At 39.4% G+C, this 14910-nt stretch carries 11 protein-coding genes; 8 read left to right on the top strand and 3 right to left on the bottom strand.

What is annotated here, in order from left to right:
- Positions 1–8: 8 nt before the first annotated feature.
- The 3 genes from ACJJIY_RS05195 (at position 9) to ACJJIY_RS05185 (ending at position 3881) form a co-directional block, all read left to right on the top strand.
- Positions 9–428, top strand: coding sequence for a F0F1 ATP synthase subunit epsilon (locus tag ACJJIY_RS05195; protein ID WP_108735087.1), 420 nt, complete (start codon positions 9–11; stop codon positions 426–428).
- Between the two features lie 160 nt (positions 429–588).
- Positions 589–2730 (top strand): hypothetical protein, encoded by a 2142-nt coding sequence (locus ACJJIY_RS05190; protein ID WP_445359222.1) that lies wholly within the window; start codon positions 589–591, stop codon positions 2728–2730.
- Positions 2731–2894: 164 nt separating this feature from the next.
- Positions 2895–3881, top strand: coding sequence for a hypothetical protein (locus tag ACJJIY_RS05185; RefSeq protein ID WP_445359221.1), 987 nt, complete (start codon positions 2895–2897; stop codon positions 3879–3881).
- Position 3882: 1 nt separating this feature from the next.
- On the opposite strand, the gene guaD is transcribed toward ACJJIY_RS05185, so the two are convergent.
- Positions 3883–5280, bottom strand: a complete 1398-nt coding sequence (guaD, locus tag ACJJIY_RS05180; protein WP_445359220.1) for a guanine deaminase — start codon at positions 5278–5280, stop codon at positions 3883–3885.
- A gap of 236 nt (positions 5281–5516) precedes the next feature.
- Here guaD and ACJJIY_RS05175 point away from each other — a divergent pair, with 236 nt between their 5' ends.
- Together ACJJIY_RS05175 and ACJJIY_RS05170 are read left to right on the top strand one after the other, a co-directional pair.
- Positions 5517–5945 (top strand): VOC family protein, encoded by a 429-nt coding sequence (locus ACJJIY_RS05175; protein ID WP_444895617.1) that lies wholly within the window; start codon positions 5517–5519, stop codon positions 5943–5945.
- A 115-nt stretch (positions 5946–6060) separates the two neighbouring features.
- Complete coding sequence (locus ACJJIY_RS05170; protein WP_444895618.1) at positions 6061–6699, top strand: glutathione S-transferase family protein; 639 nt, start codon at positions 6061–6063, stop codon at positions 6697–6699.
- A gap of 74 nt (positions 6700–6773) precedes the next feature.
- Here ACJJIY_RS05170 and ACJJIY_RS05165 read toward each other — a convergent pair whose 3' ends face one another.
- Together ACJJIY_RS05165 and ACJJIY_RS05160 are read right to left on the bottom strand one after the other, a co-directional pair.
- Positions 6774–7772, bottom strand: coding sequence for a hypothetical protein (locus tag ACJJIY_RS05165; RefSeq protein WP_282930579.1), 999 nt, complete (start codon positions 7770–7772; stop codon positions 6774–6776).
- A gap of 25 nt (positions 7773–7797) precedes the next feature.
- Positions 7798–9144: a methyltransferase gene (locus tag ACJJIY_RS05160; RefSeq protein WP_444895620.1), complete on the bottom strand. Its 1347-nt coding sequence runs from the start codon at positions 9142–9144 to the stop codon at positions 7798–7800.
- A 409-nt stretch (positions 9145–9553) separates the two neighbouring features.
- Here ACJJIY_RS05160 and ACJJIY_RS05155 point away from each other — a divergent pair, with 409 nt between their 5' ends.
- Genes ACJJIY_RS05155 through ACJJIY_RS05145 form a run of 3 tightly spaced genes read left to right on the top strand, consistent with a single transcriptional unit; the run spans position 9554 to position 14897 of the window.
- Positions 9554–10783, top strand: a complete 1230-nt coding sequence (locus ACJJIY_RS05155) for an NAD-dependent epimerase/dehydratase family protein (protein WP_444895621.1) — start codon at positions 9554–9556, stop codon at positions 10781–10783.
- Between the two features lie 15 nt (positions 10784–10798).
- Entirely contained in the window at positions 10799–11776 is a 978-nt protein-coding gene (locus ACJJIY_RS05150; protein ID WP_444895622.1) for an NAD-dependent epimerase/dehydratase family protein, read from the top strand.
- Positions 11766–14897, top strand: coding sequence for a glycosyltransferase family 4 protein (locus tag ACJJIY_RS05145; RefSeq protein WP_444895623.1), 3132 nt, complete (start codon positions 11766–11768; stop codon positions 14895–14897). The genes ACJJIY_RS05150 and ACJJIY_RS05145 overlap by 11 nt, the downstream gene beginning before the upstream one ends.
- The last annotated feature ends 13 nt before the right edge of the window (positions 14898–14910 follow it).

Below are 14910 nucleotides of genomic sequence, written 5' to 3'. Positions count from 1 at the left end.
CATATACTATGGCCATGACAGTACATTGTGACATTGTCAGCGCCGAGCAGTCTCTCTTCTCCGGGCTGGTAGAGATGGTGATTGTGAGCGGTATCGAGGGTGAGCTGGGTCTCTCCTACGGTCACGCCCAGTTGCTCACCGCTCTGAAAGCCGGTCCGGTGCGCATCATCAAGCCCGGTGGTGAAGAGGAAGTACTGTTCGTCAGCGGTGGCTACGCCGAGGTACAACCTAATATGGTGACTATCCTCGCCGATGTAGCCGAACGTGAGATTGATGAAGACGCCGCGCAGAAGGCCCGCGAAGAAGCGGAACACGCCCTGCACAAGGCGCCGTCTGAAGTCGACTACGCGCGCATCTCAGCCCAGCTGGCCGAAGCCGAAGCGCGTCTGCGTACCCTGCAGGCAATTCGCAAGGCGGCCGGTAAATAAACAGTTCTTACTTTCTCGTAAGGCCTGTTTCCAGGCGACAAAAAAGCAGCTTCGGCTGCTTTTTTTATATCTATTTTTTCGAGTGGCTCTTATTAAGTGAAGGGAGGTTAGCTTTCCCGTCTATATATGTGCCATTACTCCTCTACATCAAAGAGCATTAATGTTGAAAACCTCTATTAGAAACTACTTATTAATAACCTTCCTGATGTACTTAATGGTTGGATGCGGAGGGGGTTCTTCTTCAGGGGGCAACGACTCTTCGATACCGAAAGAGGAAACCGATAGTGAATACCCAAGCGCAAGTATTATCTTTCCCGCTAGCGACGGGCTATGGAGTGATAAAGAGCAGCTGGTTGTGCGTGGTAGTGCAAATGATAATGTTGGTGTTGCCAGGGTATCAGTAAATGGAATTGACGCAACATCGGATGATAATTTTGCAACCTGGCAAGCTGAAATAACGCTTGAGGAAGGCTCTACAACTAGTATTAATATTGAGGTAACAGATGTTAATGGGAATACCTCCCCAGATGCTGCCTCAGTGAGTGTTAATAGCTATGACGGGTTTAATAGCTACAGATTTTGCGGTCCGTTGGCATTTGATAGCGATAGAAATCTAGCGTATGCCTTTAACCCTACTAGGGTATTAAATCTGGAAAGTATGCAGGAAGATTATATTTCCTCAGAGCTCTCCGATGTGGTCGGAGCTGAATTTGATGATAGAACGGGTAATTTCTTAATCATCCAAAATGACCAATTAATTTCTGTCGATCGTGAATTTAATACCTTAAATATCATTTCCGAGTCAGGAGATGATTCAATGTCATTTGGGAAAAGACCACAAATTACTATTGATATCAGTTCTGGTGATATCTATGTGCTAAATTATTTTCCAAGTTATTTAGTAAAAGTAGATCCCATTACCGGTGAGCGTGAAAAAATATCCTCTTTTAATTATGAAGACGGAAGTTCAGTAGGCTATTTCAATCAGGGGTTCGAAATTGTCGACGGACGATTTTTTGTTGTAAGTGAAGATGGATTACTGGAGTTAAATCCTGCTACCTGGCAGGCAACCGAATTATCAGGAGTGAGTGTAGGCTCGGGAGAGTCTCTACAAAACTTGACAGGCTTAACGATTGATCTAGAAGTCAACTTAGCCTATGCCACTGATACCCATAGCAGATTGATTGAGATCGACCTAATTAGTGGTGATCGAAAGCTAGTGTCGTCAGAATTAGACATCGGCGATGAAAACCTCAATTTTGATGAAGCGAAGAATGGTATCATTGATACGGGTGATTCAATTCTAATTAGCGCATGCTCAACAGGGCATATTCTTTTGGTTAATAAGCAAAATGGAAGCCGAATACTAATATCAAAAAAAATAAGAGGAAAAGGTCCCCTACTCTCAACAAACTCGGGCCTTATATATGATGAGTACAATCAAAGACTTATTCTACTCAATCATAGCTATGCAGAATCCAGATACTCTAAATTTGAATATGATGATATTCACCAAGTAATAGCGATAGATCCACAAACTGGTGATCGGGAGATTATATCTGGGCCTAATAATGGAGAAGGGCTAGTCGAGGGACACTTTCAAGATTTGGCAGTAGATAGTCGAAACGGAAATATCTACGTCCAAGAAATAAATTCTCAAAGTATAATTAAAGTAGATCCAGCAACAGGAGAAAGATCGGTTATTTCTGGTCCTGGTATCGGTGTTGGAGAGAATTTTACTGGCCTTACAGGACTATCTATAGATACTACTCGAGATAGAATACTCGCTATTTCTAGTAGCTCACTGATATCGATAGATTTGCAGTCTGGAGATCGAACTGAAATTAGTTCTTTCCCCGATATGGGGTTATGGTATCCAAACCATATATCAATAAATTTAGAATCCACAGAAATATATATTTCAGATATTCATGGGAAAGTTGTTGGGTTTAATCTGGAAAATGAAATAACAAAAATCATATCAAGTAATGAAATTGGTGCTGGAGAAAGTGTTTATGAATTAGGGGAATTGGCGTATAGCAGTGAAGGTAATCTAATATATGTAGAAGATTACAATCACACAGAAAGCGATGATGAACCAATTAACATCGAGCTTTTGGCTATAGATAGAGAAACTGGAAATAGAACCCTGCTTTTAAGTGTCATACAACAAGAGTGGGAGGATATGCTGCTTACTCCAGCAGTAGATCAAGCTAAAAATGTTCTGTATGTCTCTATGCCAAATCGAGGCGTTGCTGTTTTTGATATTGAAACAAAACAGTATCTAATGGTGTCACAATAATTTATTTAGCAGGTATAAGCTATATGAGCTAATACCTGCATACAAAGGACGATAAATAAAATAACTGTCTCACTTGATAGTTAAGTTCACATATAAAATAAAAAGCTATATAGAGTACCTTGTTGCTACACTAACTAATGAAACTTTATGGATTCATATTAAAGATGTTTTCAACGATGAAGCACTTGGCATTTGGCGTATTGATTTTCACTTTTGTTGTTTTATATGCTCTTTCTAAAAATACACATGCTGAGGGTAGCCCCCCTACTTTGGGCGCTAACTTGAAGCAAACAGAACGCATTTTTTTGCATGGAAACATTGTGTCATCGACAACTATAAATCCGGGTAATATCGTGCCAGAGCACCTAACGGATTTTGGATTCTTTCATTCCGGTTGGACAATAGATGAAATTGCTCAAGTTGCGTCATTCACCACTTTTGTAGACGTATATTACTATGACATAGATATAATGAAAGAAGCCAGAAGTCATGGATTAAAGCTTTGGATACAACTAGCACCTATATTTTTTGATGGTTATCCTACCTATAGGAAAAGAGAGGATTATCTTGAACGCTGGGAAAGAGCAAAGAGGCAGTTAGAGCCATTTAGCGATATTATAATGGCCTTTGACCCGCTAGATGAACCATTTTATCGCTCAAAATTAAGTAACATAACGCTTAAGCTCTATCTTGAAGAGATCGCTCAACTAGTTAAAGATAGTTTTCCAAAAGCAAAAAGAGCAATTACATTTATGAATGAAACGGTCAGAAAATCACGTTTTGAGGAAATGGTACCAAAAAAATATAATCTATTTGCTGTAAATTATTACGTGGGAGTAAGTTTTCAAAATAAGATAGTCGAAAAACTAATGACAAGAACATCACATTTAGATGTAAATTATTATCTTATCCCGAGAGCTTTTAAAACATCGAATAGAGCCTTCGGTAGCATTACAGAGCCACAATTAATTAGCCAGGCTAGGCAAGCTTATGACTTTGCGATAGGAAACCCCAAGGTAATTGCCATATACCCTTTTGTTTGGGAGAGTATGTTTGGCGATGGTGAAGAGTACTACCTTGGGGTTGATAACCTAAATCGAATACAAGAAGAATACCGAAAAATAGGTAACGCGATATCAAGTTCTAGATGAACTATTTTCTATTTCCCATTATATATGTGCTATGTATAGCCCTGTCATCACCGAGTACCTGAAGTGCAAATAATTTCTCTTCGAGGGTTCTAGCCGACTTCATTCTAAATTTCATTAAATCGGTGGATTTTAAATCAATTACGATAAAATCAGCTTCCTTACCCTTCTCAAAACTCCCGACTTTGTCATCAATATCTAATGCCTTGGCAGATCCCAACGTAGCAAGGTAAAGTGCTTTTAATGGAGAGAGGGTTTTCACTCCGGTGTTATTGCCGATGGATTTTTGTAGCTGAATCACCTTATAGGCCTCATCCATAGTCTCTAACATCGAGAAACTGGTGCCAGCTCCTACATCGGTTCCCAGGTCCACACTAACATTGATTTCTTCAGCTCTATTAAGCGGGAATAATCCGCTCCCTAGAAACAGATTAGACGTTGGGCAAAAAGCTATAGCGCTACCTACTGAAGCCATACTTTCCATCTCTTGGTCATCCAGATAAATACCATGAGCAAACACTGAGTGGTCCCGATTTAATCCATATATGTTATAAACATCAAGATAACTGTTTGCTTCTGGGAACAATGATTTTACCCAATTAATTTCATCCTTATTTTCGGAAACATGGGTATGCATATACACATCGGGATATTCATCTAGTAACTTAGCTGCCTGCTTAAGCTGTTCAGGAGTACTTGTCGGGGCAAATCTTGGAGTAATGGCATAGCTCAATCGATCCTTATTATGCCAACGTTCGATTAGCTTCTTGCTATCGGAATATGCACTTTCGGGCGTATCTTGCAGGTATTCTGGAGCATTGCGATCCATCAGTACCTTGCCTGCAATTAGTCGCATGTTTTCCCGTTGAGCAATTTCAAAGAGAGCATCTATAGACTCTGGGTGAACGGTACCAAATACAAGTGCTGATGTTGTGCCATTCTTTAGCAACTGACTAATAAAGAACTCTGCAACTTCCTTCGCGTGTTCTTTGTCGGAAAATTTACTTTCAGTTGGAAAGGTGTATTCTTTAAGCCACTCTAATAATTGCTCGCCATGAGCCGCAATCATCCCCGTCTGTGGATAGTGAATATGAGAATCAATAAAACCGGGAAGTATTAACTTGCCGCGATAATCTACAATCTCTGCTTCTTTTTGTTTTTCCGAAATTTGTTGTTCAGAAATTATCCCTGCAATTATTCCATCTTTGACAATTAATCCGCCATCCTCAATATATTCATAAGCTTTATTGGTCTTCGCCGGGTCGGCTGTAAAATGAAGTATGTCACCTTGAAATATAGTTGTCTCTGCATAAACAAAGTTGCTAGAAGCTGAGAGTAATAAAAATAATTTAACTATGTTGGACTTTATACTGCTGCTTAGGGATAAAGTTTCGACCACCATTTCACTCCGTTAAAACAATAAGCAAACCTATATATTTAGCATTTGAAAGATAATGTGACAAATTTATTTCGGTACTCTCTAGAAGAACTGGAATACAAAACAACAAATTAACTTATATATTGAGTAATAACCTGCTTGAAAATACAAAAATTTGATTTGTATATTTTGTATTTGGAAAAAACTTAAGTAATTACATCTAAACTTGTACTTAAATCCAGATTGAAGGCTCTCAATCCATGTTTAAACACCCAGATCACGTAACAGTAGTTGTTACGAAATTAGAGGAAAGTGTCAGTTTTTTTGAATTGCTGGGTTTTGAGCTTCTACTCAAAAATTATCTAACTGGCGAGAAAGCGTCACGGTATCTCCAGGTGGATAATGTAGAAGCAGATCACTTTACGATGGTACTAAAGCAGTCATCTCCGAAATTTGAGATACAGCTACTTCACTACCGAAATCCAGTGGTTAAAACTAATCCATCACTAATTGACTTGGCAAGGCCCGGTTATAACCATCTGTGTTTAAAGGTAGATAATTTGAATGAAGCTTTAGAGTATTTATCGAAGCAAGGAATTAGTACAAGAAGCGGAATATTGGAGTATCAAGATAAAAAATTAGCTTTTCTCTTGGGGCCAGAGAATATAACTGTTGAATTAGCCGAGTGAATTATCCAAGTAAATAGATAGTACTTTTACTTAATAACTTGACATGTAAATCTCTCGAAGAAATGATACTTGCCTAGCTAAAATTTATGTCTCCACATAATTTCGAGATATTGACATGGCAAATGAAATCATCTTTTATACGAATCCTCAGTCGAGAGGCTGTATTGTTCGATGGATGTTAGAGGAGATATCAGTACCCTATCAAACCAAAGTACTTGAATATGGCGAAGACATGAAATCGCAAGAGTATCTTGCTTTGAATCCCATGGGGAAAGTTCCAACACTAGTGCACGACAACAAAATAATAACTGAAGCAGCAGCAATATGTGTCTACTTGGCAGATGTATTTTCTGATTCAGGTTTGTCTCCGATAAATAACGAAGAGCGTGCCAATTATTACCGATGGATGTTTTATTCGGCTGGACCTCTGGAGTCCGCCATTGTGAATAAATATATCTTTGATGAAGATGTGGCTAAAGATAAACAGCAAATGTTGGGTTACGGTAATTATAAATTGGCACTAGATACGCTTTCTAGTGCAATTAAATCAAACCCGTATATTGTTGGAGAACGTTTTACAGCAGCAGATGTATATATTGGTGCACAGCTGGGGTGGGGGTTACAGTTTGGAACTATAGATAAGCGTGAAGAGTATCAGGAGTATGTAACTCGTTTATCTCAGCGTAAAGCATTTCAACGAGCTCATGAACTTGATGCAGCTTTGGAAAAAGACATGAATATAAGTCCCGCTTAAATTTAAGTATAGTTTGAACTAAAAGGTCAGAAATTATACTTCTGACCTTTCTAATTTATCCCAAATACTAGTTTTCAACTAAAAATTCCGCTTTTTATTTGCCGAACAGCTCTGTTGAATCGAAAACGATCATTTCTGTCTATAGAAGTATTTTCATCCATCATATGCTCATAATCACTTTCAACTACTTTGAGATAATCTAGTGCTTCATCTTTATCCCCCTTCATTGCAATAAGATATGAGCGAGATAAGCACATTCTTAATTTGTGAGCATCTGTTAGATGTTCTTTAGGATGATTATCGTGGAGCTTCAAGCATTCCTCTAGGCTAGCTTCGGTGAATGGGTCGTATTCAGCTACTTCCTTAGGAATTGGTTTTTTACACTTATAGATTGAGCTTGAAAATACTTGCCCATACCAGTCGAAATAATCTTCAAGATATCCCATGGTTACTTTAATCCATGGTAAACGATCAAAGAAAAAATCCTGATTAATGAAAAATGATTCGCGCTCAATAAGCTTTGGCATAAACTCTGCTGAAACATGTTTATTTAGGTCCTGAGTTTTACATACATCAATAAAACAAATTTCAATTGGATTATCAGGCCAGGAAAACTCATTAAAATCACCGATATTTAGTTCAATCAATGACTGAAATGGAGAAATACTATTTTCTAATATTGGAACAAAAGATTCACCAAACTTATAGGTCAGTGAGTCACACTCCCAAACACGATCCGAACCATTTGCAGGTTTAGGTAGAAAACCCAATTCATAACTACTAATAGGCTTACTATTCAATATATTTGAATTTACGTTGTTTGAAAAATTTGAATTACTCATCAATCCATGCGCGAGAGAAACTACAGAAGCTCCCATAAAGCTTCCTGCATCAACAATATATCCTTTTTGCTGGAAATTTTTTGACGCCAATGAATAGAGTAATTTGCGTTCCGCAATCGAAACCATTCCTGGCGTCTCAAATACGCTCTGGGGGACTTCAGTTTTAGAGAATGATATTTCTGGGTGTACATAACAACCCCTTGCAATTTCCGCATCTTCAATTTCGTACATTATTTTGCTCCGGAAAGAAAATTAATTACTTAGCGTAAGCTACACAAAAAACAACATTTGTCTTCATTTCATCCAGTGTAATATCAGGAATTTCTTCTCTTACTCTGGTCTCTATTTCCGGAGTTAAACGTTCTAAAACATTACTATGTGAAGGCTGTAGTTCCCAGGTATCGATATTAAAATACTTACGTGTTAATGCGCGTAATTCATCGATTCGAATGCGATTTAGATGTGTGTGTAAATAGTGGTCGTGTGGCAAATGGCGAACAATATTAATATGGTTCCAATCACAAAACTTAAGATGATCTGGATTCCCTTCATCCAAGACTGATGGATTATGAGGAGGCATATGGTGCCCACTCCAGCCATAAAAGTTGTGATGCAGAAATATAATTTTCCCTCCTTTGGTTAACAACCCCGCAATATCTTCAAACACACCTTCTATTTCCAATAGGTGCTCAGTGACATTGTGTAGGCAAACCGTATCAAAGGTTTTTATACCGACGAGATCGCGGGTAGAGCACTGGCGTAGATCAATATCCGGGATCAAATCCATGATGTCCTGGCCGGACATTGGAGCGTTAACCCACTTTCTTATCCTTTTATTGCGAACTCTCCTGGAGTCTAAAGACATTGCAGGGTCTACACCGGTATAACTATTTGCCCCAGCACAGAGGTAGCCCATGGCATAGCCGCCAAAACCACAACCGACATCTAAAACATTGCACCCTTGTACATATTTATGTAATTTTCTTGGCCATGAGCAGTAGCCGAGTTCAACGGCACTAGTGATGAGATCCGAATCAAAATTCTTTAGTGCGTGGCGTATATTAGTGCAGTTGTGGAAAAATGCGATTTTAGCCTGTAATTCATGATTGTCCCAATCTTCTAAAGGTTCTATTTTCTTCAGTTGTTTTGCTGCCTTTGAGCGGGAAAGTTTTGAAAATGCAGGGTGAGACCGGGAAGTGTCTAAAATTTCAATCGCTTCTCTGGCATTATTTTCGATTCGTATTAGTTTGACTTGGTCAAAGACTTTCAGAGCTCGTTTATGTTCTGGGTTACACTTGATTGCTATTTTTATATCTTTTTCAGCTTGATCTATATCTCCTTTAGCTATATTTAGCATAGCGGAGATTATTCTCATGCCTACATGGTGTGGATGTCTTGAGATGAAGGTCAGCGCATACTTATCACAATTTAGAATCGAACCATTTTTTGATTCGGCATAGCACAGAAAATAAGTAGCCGGATGAAAAGGGTTGAGATCGGCAATTGGACGCAATAACTCTCTCGCCAGGTCTATTTCTCCAGCTAATGCAGCTTGCTTCCCTTGTTCAAAGTTATCCAGCTGATTGATTTCTAAAGTAGACATTTAATTTTCCAAGTAATGGTAACCAGGTTTTTTGGCGTGGATATTGACTTGCATGCTGCAAATAGGTGCAGTTGCGCTCGATTTAAATCAAATATAATAAGATTGCTTATTATTGAGTACATGCTCGCAGCTAGCACTGATTTTCTTAAGCTATGGAAATATTCATAAATGTGAAAGTTGGAGCTGTCAAATAATAAATTTATTTTCTCTGAGAAAACTATTCAAGGTGCAATCTATAAAAGTTGGCGCGGATGCTAACTCGTATAATCGGTAAAGGTGGAAAGCCTGTGTTATAAATTGGATTTTGTAAGATTCACGTTATCCAATTAAGCAGCAGACGATAACACCTCAACCCTGAATAAATTGATCTGCCAACGGCCTGGTTGGCAAAACTTGTGGAGGTGGCTCTTTGAAACTGATAATAGTCGGTGGCGATGGCTTTTGTGGATGGCCAACCTCATTACATCTGAGTAATTTAGGTCATGAAGTTATTATTATTGACAATTTTTCTAGAAGAAAAATTGATAGTGAGCTCAATGTAGAATCATTAACACCGATTCGAGAACTGAAAGAGCGTATTGATACCTGGTTTGAATTAACGGGAAAGGTTATTCGCTTTGTCGAGTTGGATGTTTCCCAGAAATTTAACGATCTTGTAAATCTCCTAGAGGAGGAAAAGCCAGATAGTATAGTCCATTTTGGTGAGCAGCGCGCTGCGCCCTATTCGATGAAAAGCAGCGCTACTAAAAATTATACGATCGCTAATAATATTTGTGGTACCCATAATATTCTCAATGCGATTGTAGAGACGCAGCTTGATATTCACTTGGTTCACCTCGGTACAATGGGAGTGTATGGTTACGGCCATGAGGAGCCCATACCAATACCTGAAGGTTACTTGGATGTAAAAATAGAGACAGTTGATAATCGTCAAATTTCAGACTCTATCGTTTATCCGCCTAATCCCGGCTCCATTTACCATATGACCAAGACGATGGATTCGCAGATGTTTCAGTATTATGCGAAAAATGACAGGCTTCGTATTACTGACCTTCACCAGGGGATTGTTTGGGGAACGCAGACTGAACTCTCTAGTTTGGATGAGCGTTTGATAAATCGTTTTGATTATGACGGGGACTACGGCACAGTCCTAAATAGATTTCTAATGCAAGCGACTGTCGGTTTCCCACTGACTGTTCATGGCACAGGTGGTCAAACTCGCGCATTTATCCATATCTCTGATACTTGCAAATGTATTGAGCAGGCACTTTTACATCCACCGGAGCTCGGTGAACGGCCACTGATTCTCAATCAGATGGCGGAAACGCAATCACTTTCTGATCTTGCACAATTAGTTCAATCACTGACAGACTGTGAAATAAGTTATCTGCCAAACCCGAGGAAGGAGGCAGAGAGAAATGATCTCAATGTAAAAAATGATTTACTTCGTTCATTTGGATGGCAGCCGATTCTTATTAAAGATAGTCTTCTACAAGAAATTACAGATATAACAATGCAATATCAAGATCGGGCTGATCATACAAAAATACCTTGCGTTTCTTATTGGACAAAGGGTAATAAACTTGCCGATATTTCCTATCGGGAAAAAACTAGTGAAGTTACTGAAACCATTTCCTAGTGGGTAGCTTTAGCTATGTCTACGCGAATCCTTATTACTGGTGGATGTGGATTTATAGGTTCAAATTTAGTCAAATATCTCAGTACTTTGAGTTTATATGACGAAATTTTAGTTTTAGATAATGAGGTCACTGGCACTACCGCAGCATTAGCCGGAATACCTCACCAATTTATTAGAGGAGATGTTAGAAATCAACGGGATATAGATGAAGCTGTAAAGCAAGCTGATGCTGTTATACATTTAGCTGCAGATACACGTGTTATTAATTCAATAAATAACCCCGTCTATAATTTTGAAGTAAATGTACAGGGGACTGTCAATCTTCTGGAAGCAATGCGAAGGTATGAGGTTAAACATCTCATTAATGCTTCTACAGGTGGGGCGATCATTGGAGAAGCTGATCCACCAGTACACGAATTAATGCCAGTGAATCCCGCATCGGCTTATGGTGCGTCTAAGGCTGCAGCAGAGGCCTACTGTTCTGCATATTCTCAAAGTTATGGATTATCAATAACTTCTTTACGATTCTCTAATGTTTATGGTCCGCTTTCCTTTCACAAAGGAAGTGTGATAGCAGCCTTTATTAAAAATATTCTGAAAGGACAGGTCTGTGATGTCTACGGAGATGGCTATCAGACTAGAGACTTTATTTTTGTAGGCGATCTCTGCCAGGGAATAATTAGGGCTCTGGAAAAGAGAGAAAATGGGGTATTTCAGCTGGGTAGCGGCCAGCCGACGTCAATTAACGAAGTAATTAGTTTACTAAGGGATGTCTCGGGCTGCCATGAAGATCTTGAAATAGCTAACCACCCTTTCAGGGCAGGTGAAGTGCGCCATAACTATACGGATATTACTAAAGCAAAACAGTACTTGGGCTTTAGGCCTGAGGTATCATTAAGGGACGGTATTCAAATTACATGGGATTACTTTGTCAATAAGGAGGATGTTCTGAAGCCTAGCCTCTCGCAGAGGGCCCTACAGAATGCAGATTGACAAATTTTCAGTAGAATCATTCCCTGATTTAAATACTTATGCAGGTTTTGAGTCGGACCAGAAGCTCAGAGTTTGTATAGCCACAGAAGAAATCCTAGGTCCGGTGAGAAATGGAGGGATTGCTTCAACCTACTATCACCTAGCGAAAGGACTGGCAGGACATGGGCATGAAGTACATGTGCTCTACTTAAAAGGTGAAACAGTTGAGAATGAAACACCTGAGTATTGGGTTGAGGAATATTCCAATTTTGGTGTTTCACTGCACTATTTGGTGCACACGGATGAAACAATAATTGGCCCCTCACAGAGTTGGCAGCGACGATATAGTGCGGCATACCGCTGGTTAATTGGACAGAGACGTTTTGATGTTATCCACACTTCCGAATGGCGAGGTGGATTAATTTATGCGTTGATGGTTAAGAAGTTGGGTTTGGCGTTCAAAGATACATTATTTATTGTAAAGACATCGTCCCCGCACCTCTGGAATCGTCATTATCAAATGCAGCCATTGGTAAAAAGGGAGCTGTTACCAGCGAGTTTTGCTGAGCAGAAATGTGTTGAATTTGCCGATATGGTAATTGGTGGTAGCGCACATCTACTTTGCTTTATGCGCTATGTCGGCTATAAGCTGCCAACATCAACTTATGTTCAGCCAAATATTCTCGATTTTTCCGAAGTTCCCGTTGATGATAAACGCATTAATCGACAGCCTGGTGATGTAGTTCGCACTAACGAATTGACCTTCTTTGGTCGTTTGGAAATGCGGAAGGGATTGGAGCTCTTTTGTACCGCTCTGGATTTACTTGAGCGGACGGGGAATTGTCCTACCAGAGTTAATTTCCTAGGTAAATATGGTGAAGCCTTACCTAATCAAAACAATGAGAAGGTTGCGGACTATATTGAGAGAAAAGCATCTACTTGGAGTTTTGAAGTCAATTGCATCACAGATTATAACCAGCCGGAAGCTCTCTCGTTTTTATGTTCCAGGGATATGATAGCGGTAATGCCCTCCCTGATTGAAAACTCCACCATGGCAGTATATGAAACACTAGAGAATAATATTCCTTTTATTGCAACGCGAGTAGGGGGAACTCCAGAGCTTATCGCAAAAGAAGACCATGAAAGTTGTCTTATCGCACCCTACGCATTTGAGCTTGCGAAAAGGCTAGAAGAGGTACTGAAGAGTGGGCATAGGATTGCACATTCCAGTTTTGATAACAATTATAACCTTCAAGTTTGGTATGGTTTTCATGCCTACTTAGCAGATCTTTTTAAGCAGTATAGTGGCGCTGAAGCGATCACCAAGATTACAGGCTCTCCCACCTTAACAACTTCTAATGAGATGGAGTTACCGACCCTAGAAGTGGTTGTTCTATTGCGGGATACTGAGAGTGTTATGGAGTTTTCTGAGGCACTTTTAGTTGATAGACCCGACTCCATCAAATTTTTATTAATTGATCCCTATCTTGAAAATATTGCTGAGAGAGCTTCTAACTTTCTATTGGAAGCCGGTCTCAATTGTAGTTTGGTGGATTTCATTGGATTTCCAGCAGGGATTGCACTGGCAAAAAGTCTTTCTGAAAGTACTCTAGATGCTTGCATTCTCTGTGACGGTACATCCTCTCGGTTAGGTGGAAAATTTTGTGGTGAGTTACGCAAAACTCTTCAAATAAATCATGAATTCATAATCACTAGCTTTTTATCTCTACCTGAAAACAAGGTGGTAATGCCGATAGGTGTAGATATCGTGTCTGAGATCAGCTTTGGAAATGCTATAGGCACAAATATTATTTGTATTCCAAAACTGGTATCAAGCAAGGTGGGGTCAATACTCCCTTATGATATTCGCTACGGTTTGGTACAAGAATATATTTTAAGGGCGAACAAAGAATTTGGGTTTGAATTGATGGTTATTCCTGAGTGCCATCTTCGAAGCGATTACTATTTAGAAGAACTGGAAGAATCTCGAAATAACGCTAACTCCGTCTATCTTCGCTCAATGCCGTTGATTGAAAATGATAATATTGCCTATCGTAAACTAGCCCTTCTTCCTTCAGCTCAGCCTATTGGAGCTAAATTAAGACCAGCACTTTATCGGGATAAGAATCGTTTGGATGAGGAACCTGTGTGGCTTTTACATGCCGACCGGCCTCGTAAAATGAAAAACCGTAATCCGAGGGTGGTTGTAGGTTTGGACGAGAGAAATTCCCATTTGCTCTGTGTAGCCAAAGGTTCGGGAAATAGGCAATTAATCGTTAATGGCGAGCCCCAGTCAATTTCTTTGGAGCTACAAGATAATGAACTTACTTTACATAGATTCCCAATTCCAGATAAATGGGAAGAAGGTGAAAAATTTAATATTAAGTTTCTGTTAGAAGATCAAGAAATGACTTATACCCGTTTTATAAGGGTTATAAAACTTTCTAAAAATGTATTTGCAGCTATCTCTGGGAGTCCAATACTTAATGAGGTAGCTGTTGAGGAGATATTTAACCAAAAATATACCTGGAGTTTCTTCTCTAAATCGGAAAATAACACACCTGAAAATATTCAAGAGATAGATACTGAAGATACCACTTTATATGGGCAAGATCACGCAGAGGCAGGAGAGTTTGTAGACAAGGATTATACAGTAGAAGGTAAGGATGAGCCTGAACATGATATTGCAAAAATTATCCATGAGCAGGGAAAAATCAATGAAACTGAATTTAAACCCAAGTTTAGTTTTCAGGCTGTGATTCAAAAATCAGGTACTACCTTGCAACGTATATTTAAGGGATATACTGGCTCACCTATTAAGGGGTCAATTCCACCACGAGAGCTTTTTGCACTCGATCCACGGGTTCTTGAGGGATGGGCATGGGATAGAAGCAATATAGCTAAAAATTTAGTGATTGTCTTAGAGGTGAACGGAAACATTGTAGCTGAAGCCACGGCGAATCGTTATGTGGAGCGTTTCGGTACTCGAAACCCGAAACTAGCTTGGTATGGATTCCGGTTCTCATTAACCCCTGAAATAAAGCAGGAAAACTCAGAGATTACCGTACGTGTTAAGGAAAATGGACTTGTCTTACGAAATGGCCGATTGCGTTATCTTAAACAAATGTTAGTCGCGATCTAAGGTGGCTTGAATA

The organism is Microbulbifer maximicatervae (SeqCode) (assembly GCF_052468155.1).
Note: the sequence above shows the minus strand (reverse complement) of the source record. Positions and strands in the feature narration are given on the sequence as shown.

What these genes read in the sequence shown, in the direction of transcription:
- ACJJIY_RS05165 (WP_282930579.1), bottom strand. Translation starts at nt 7,772, where the DNA reads ATGTACGAAATTGAAGATGCGGAAATTGCAAGGGGTTGTTATGTACAC.
- ACJJIY_RS05195 (WP_108735087.1), top strand. Translation starts at nt 9, where the DNA reads ATGGCCATGACAGTACATTGTGACATTGTCAGCGCCGAGCAGTCTCTC.
- ACJJIY_RS05150 (WP_444895622.1), top strand. Translation starts at nt 10,799, where the DNA reads ATGTCTACGCGAATCCTTATTACTGGTGGATGTGGATTTATAGGTTCA.
- ACJJIY_RS05190 (WP_445359222.1), top strand. Translation starts at nt 589, where the DNA reads ATGTTGAAAACCTCTATTAGAAACTACTTATTAATAACCTTCCTGATG.
- ACJJIY_RS05160 (WP_444895620.1), bottom strand. Translation starts at nt 9,144, where the DNA reads ATGTCTACTTTAGAAATCAATCAGCTGGATAACTTTGAACAAGGGAAG.
- ACJJIY_RS05185 (WP_445359221.1), top strand. Translation starts at nt 2,895, where the DNA reads ATGTTTTCAACGATGAAGCACTTGGCATTTGGCGTATTGATTTTCACT.
- ACJJIY_RS05175 (WP_444895617.1), top strand. Translation starts at nt 5,517, where the DNA reads ATGTTTAAACACCCAGATCACGTAACAGTAGTTGTTACGAAATTAGAG.
- ACJJIY_RS05170 (WP_444895618.1), top strand. Translation starts at nt 6,061, where the DNA reads ATGGCAAATGAAATCATCTTTTATACGAATCCTCAGTCGAGAGGCTGT.
- guaD (WP_445359220.1), bottom strand. Translation starts at nt 5,280, where the DNA reads ATGGTGGTCGAAACTTTATCCCTAAGCAGCAGTATAAAGTCCAACATA.
- ACJJIY_RS05145 (WP_444895623.1), top strand. Translation starts at nt 11,766, where the DNA reads ATGCAGATTGACAAATTTTCAGTAGAATCATTCCCTGATTTAAATACT.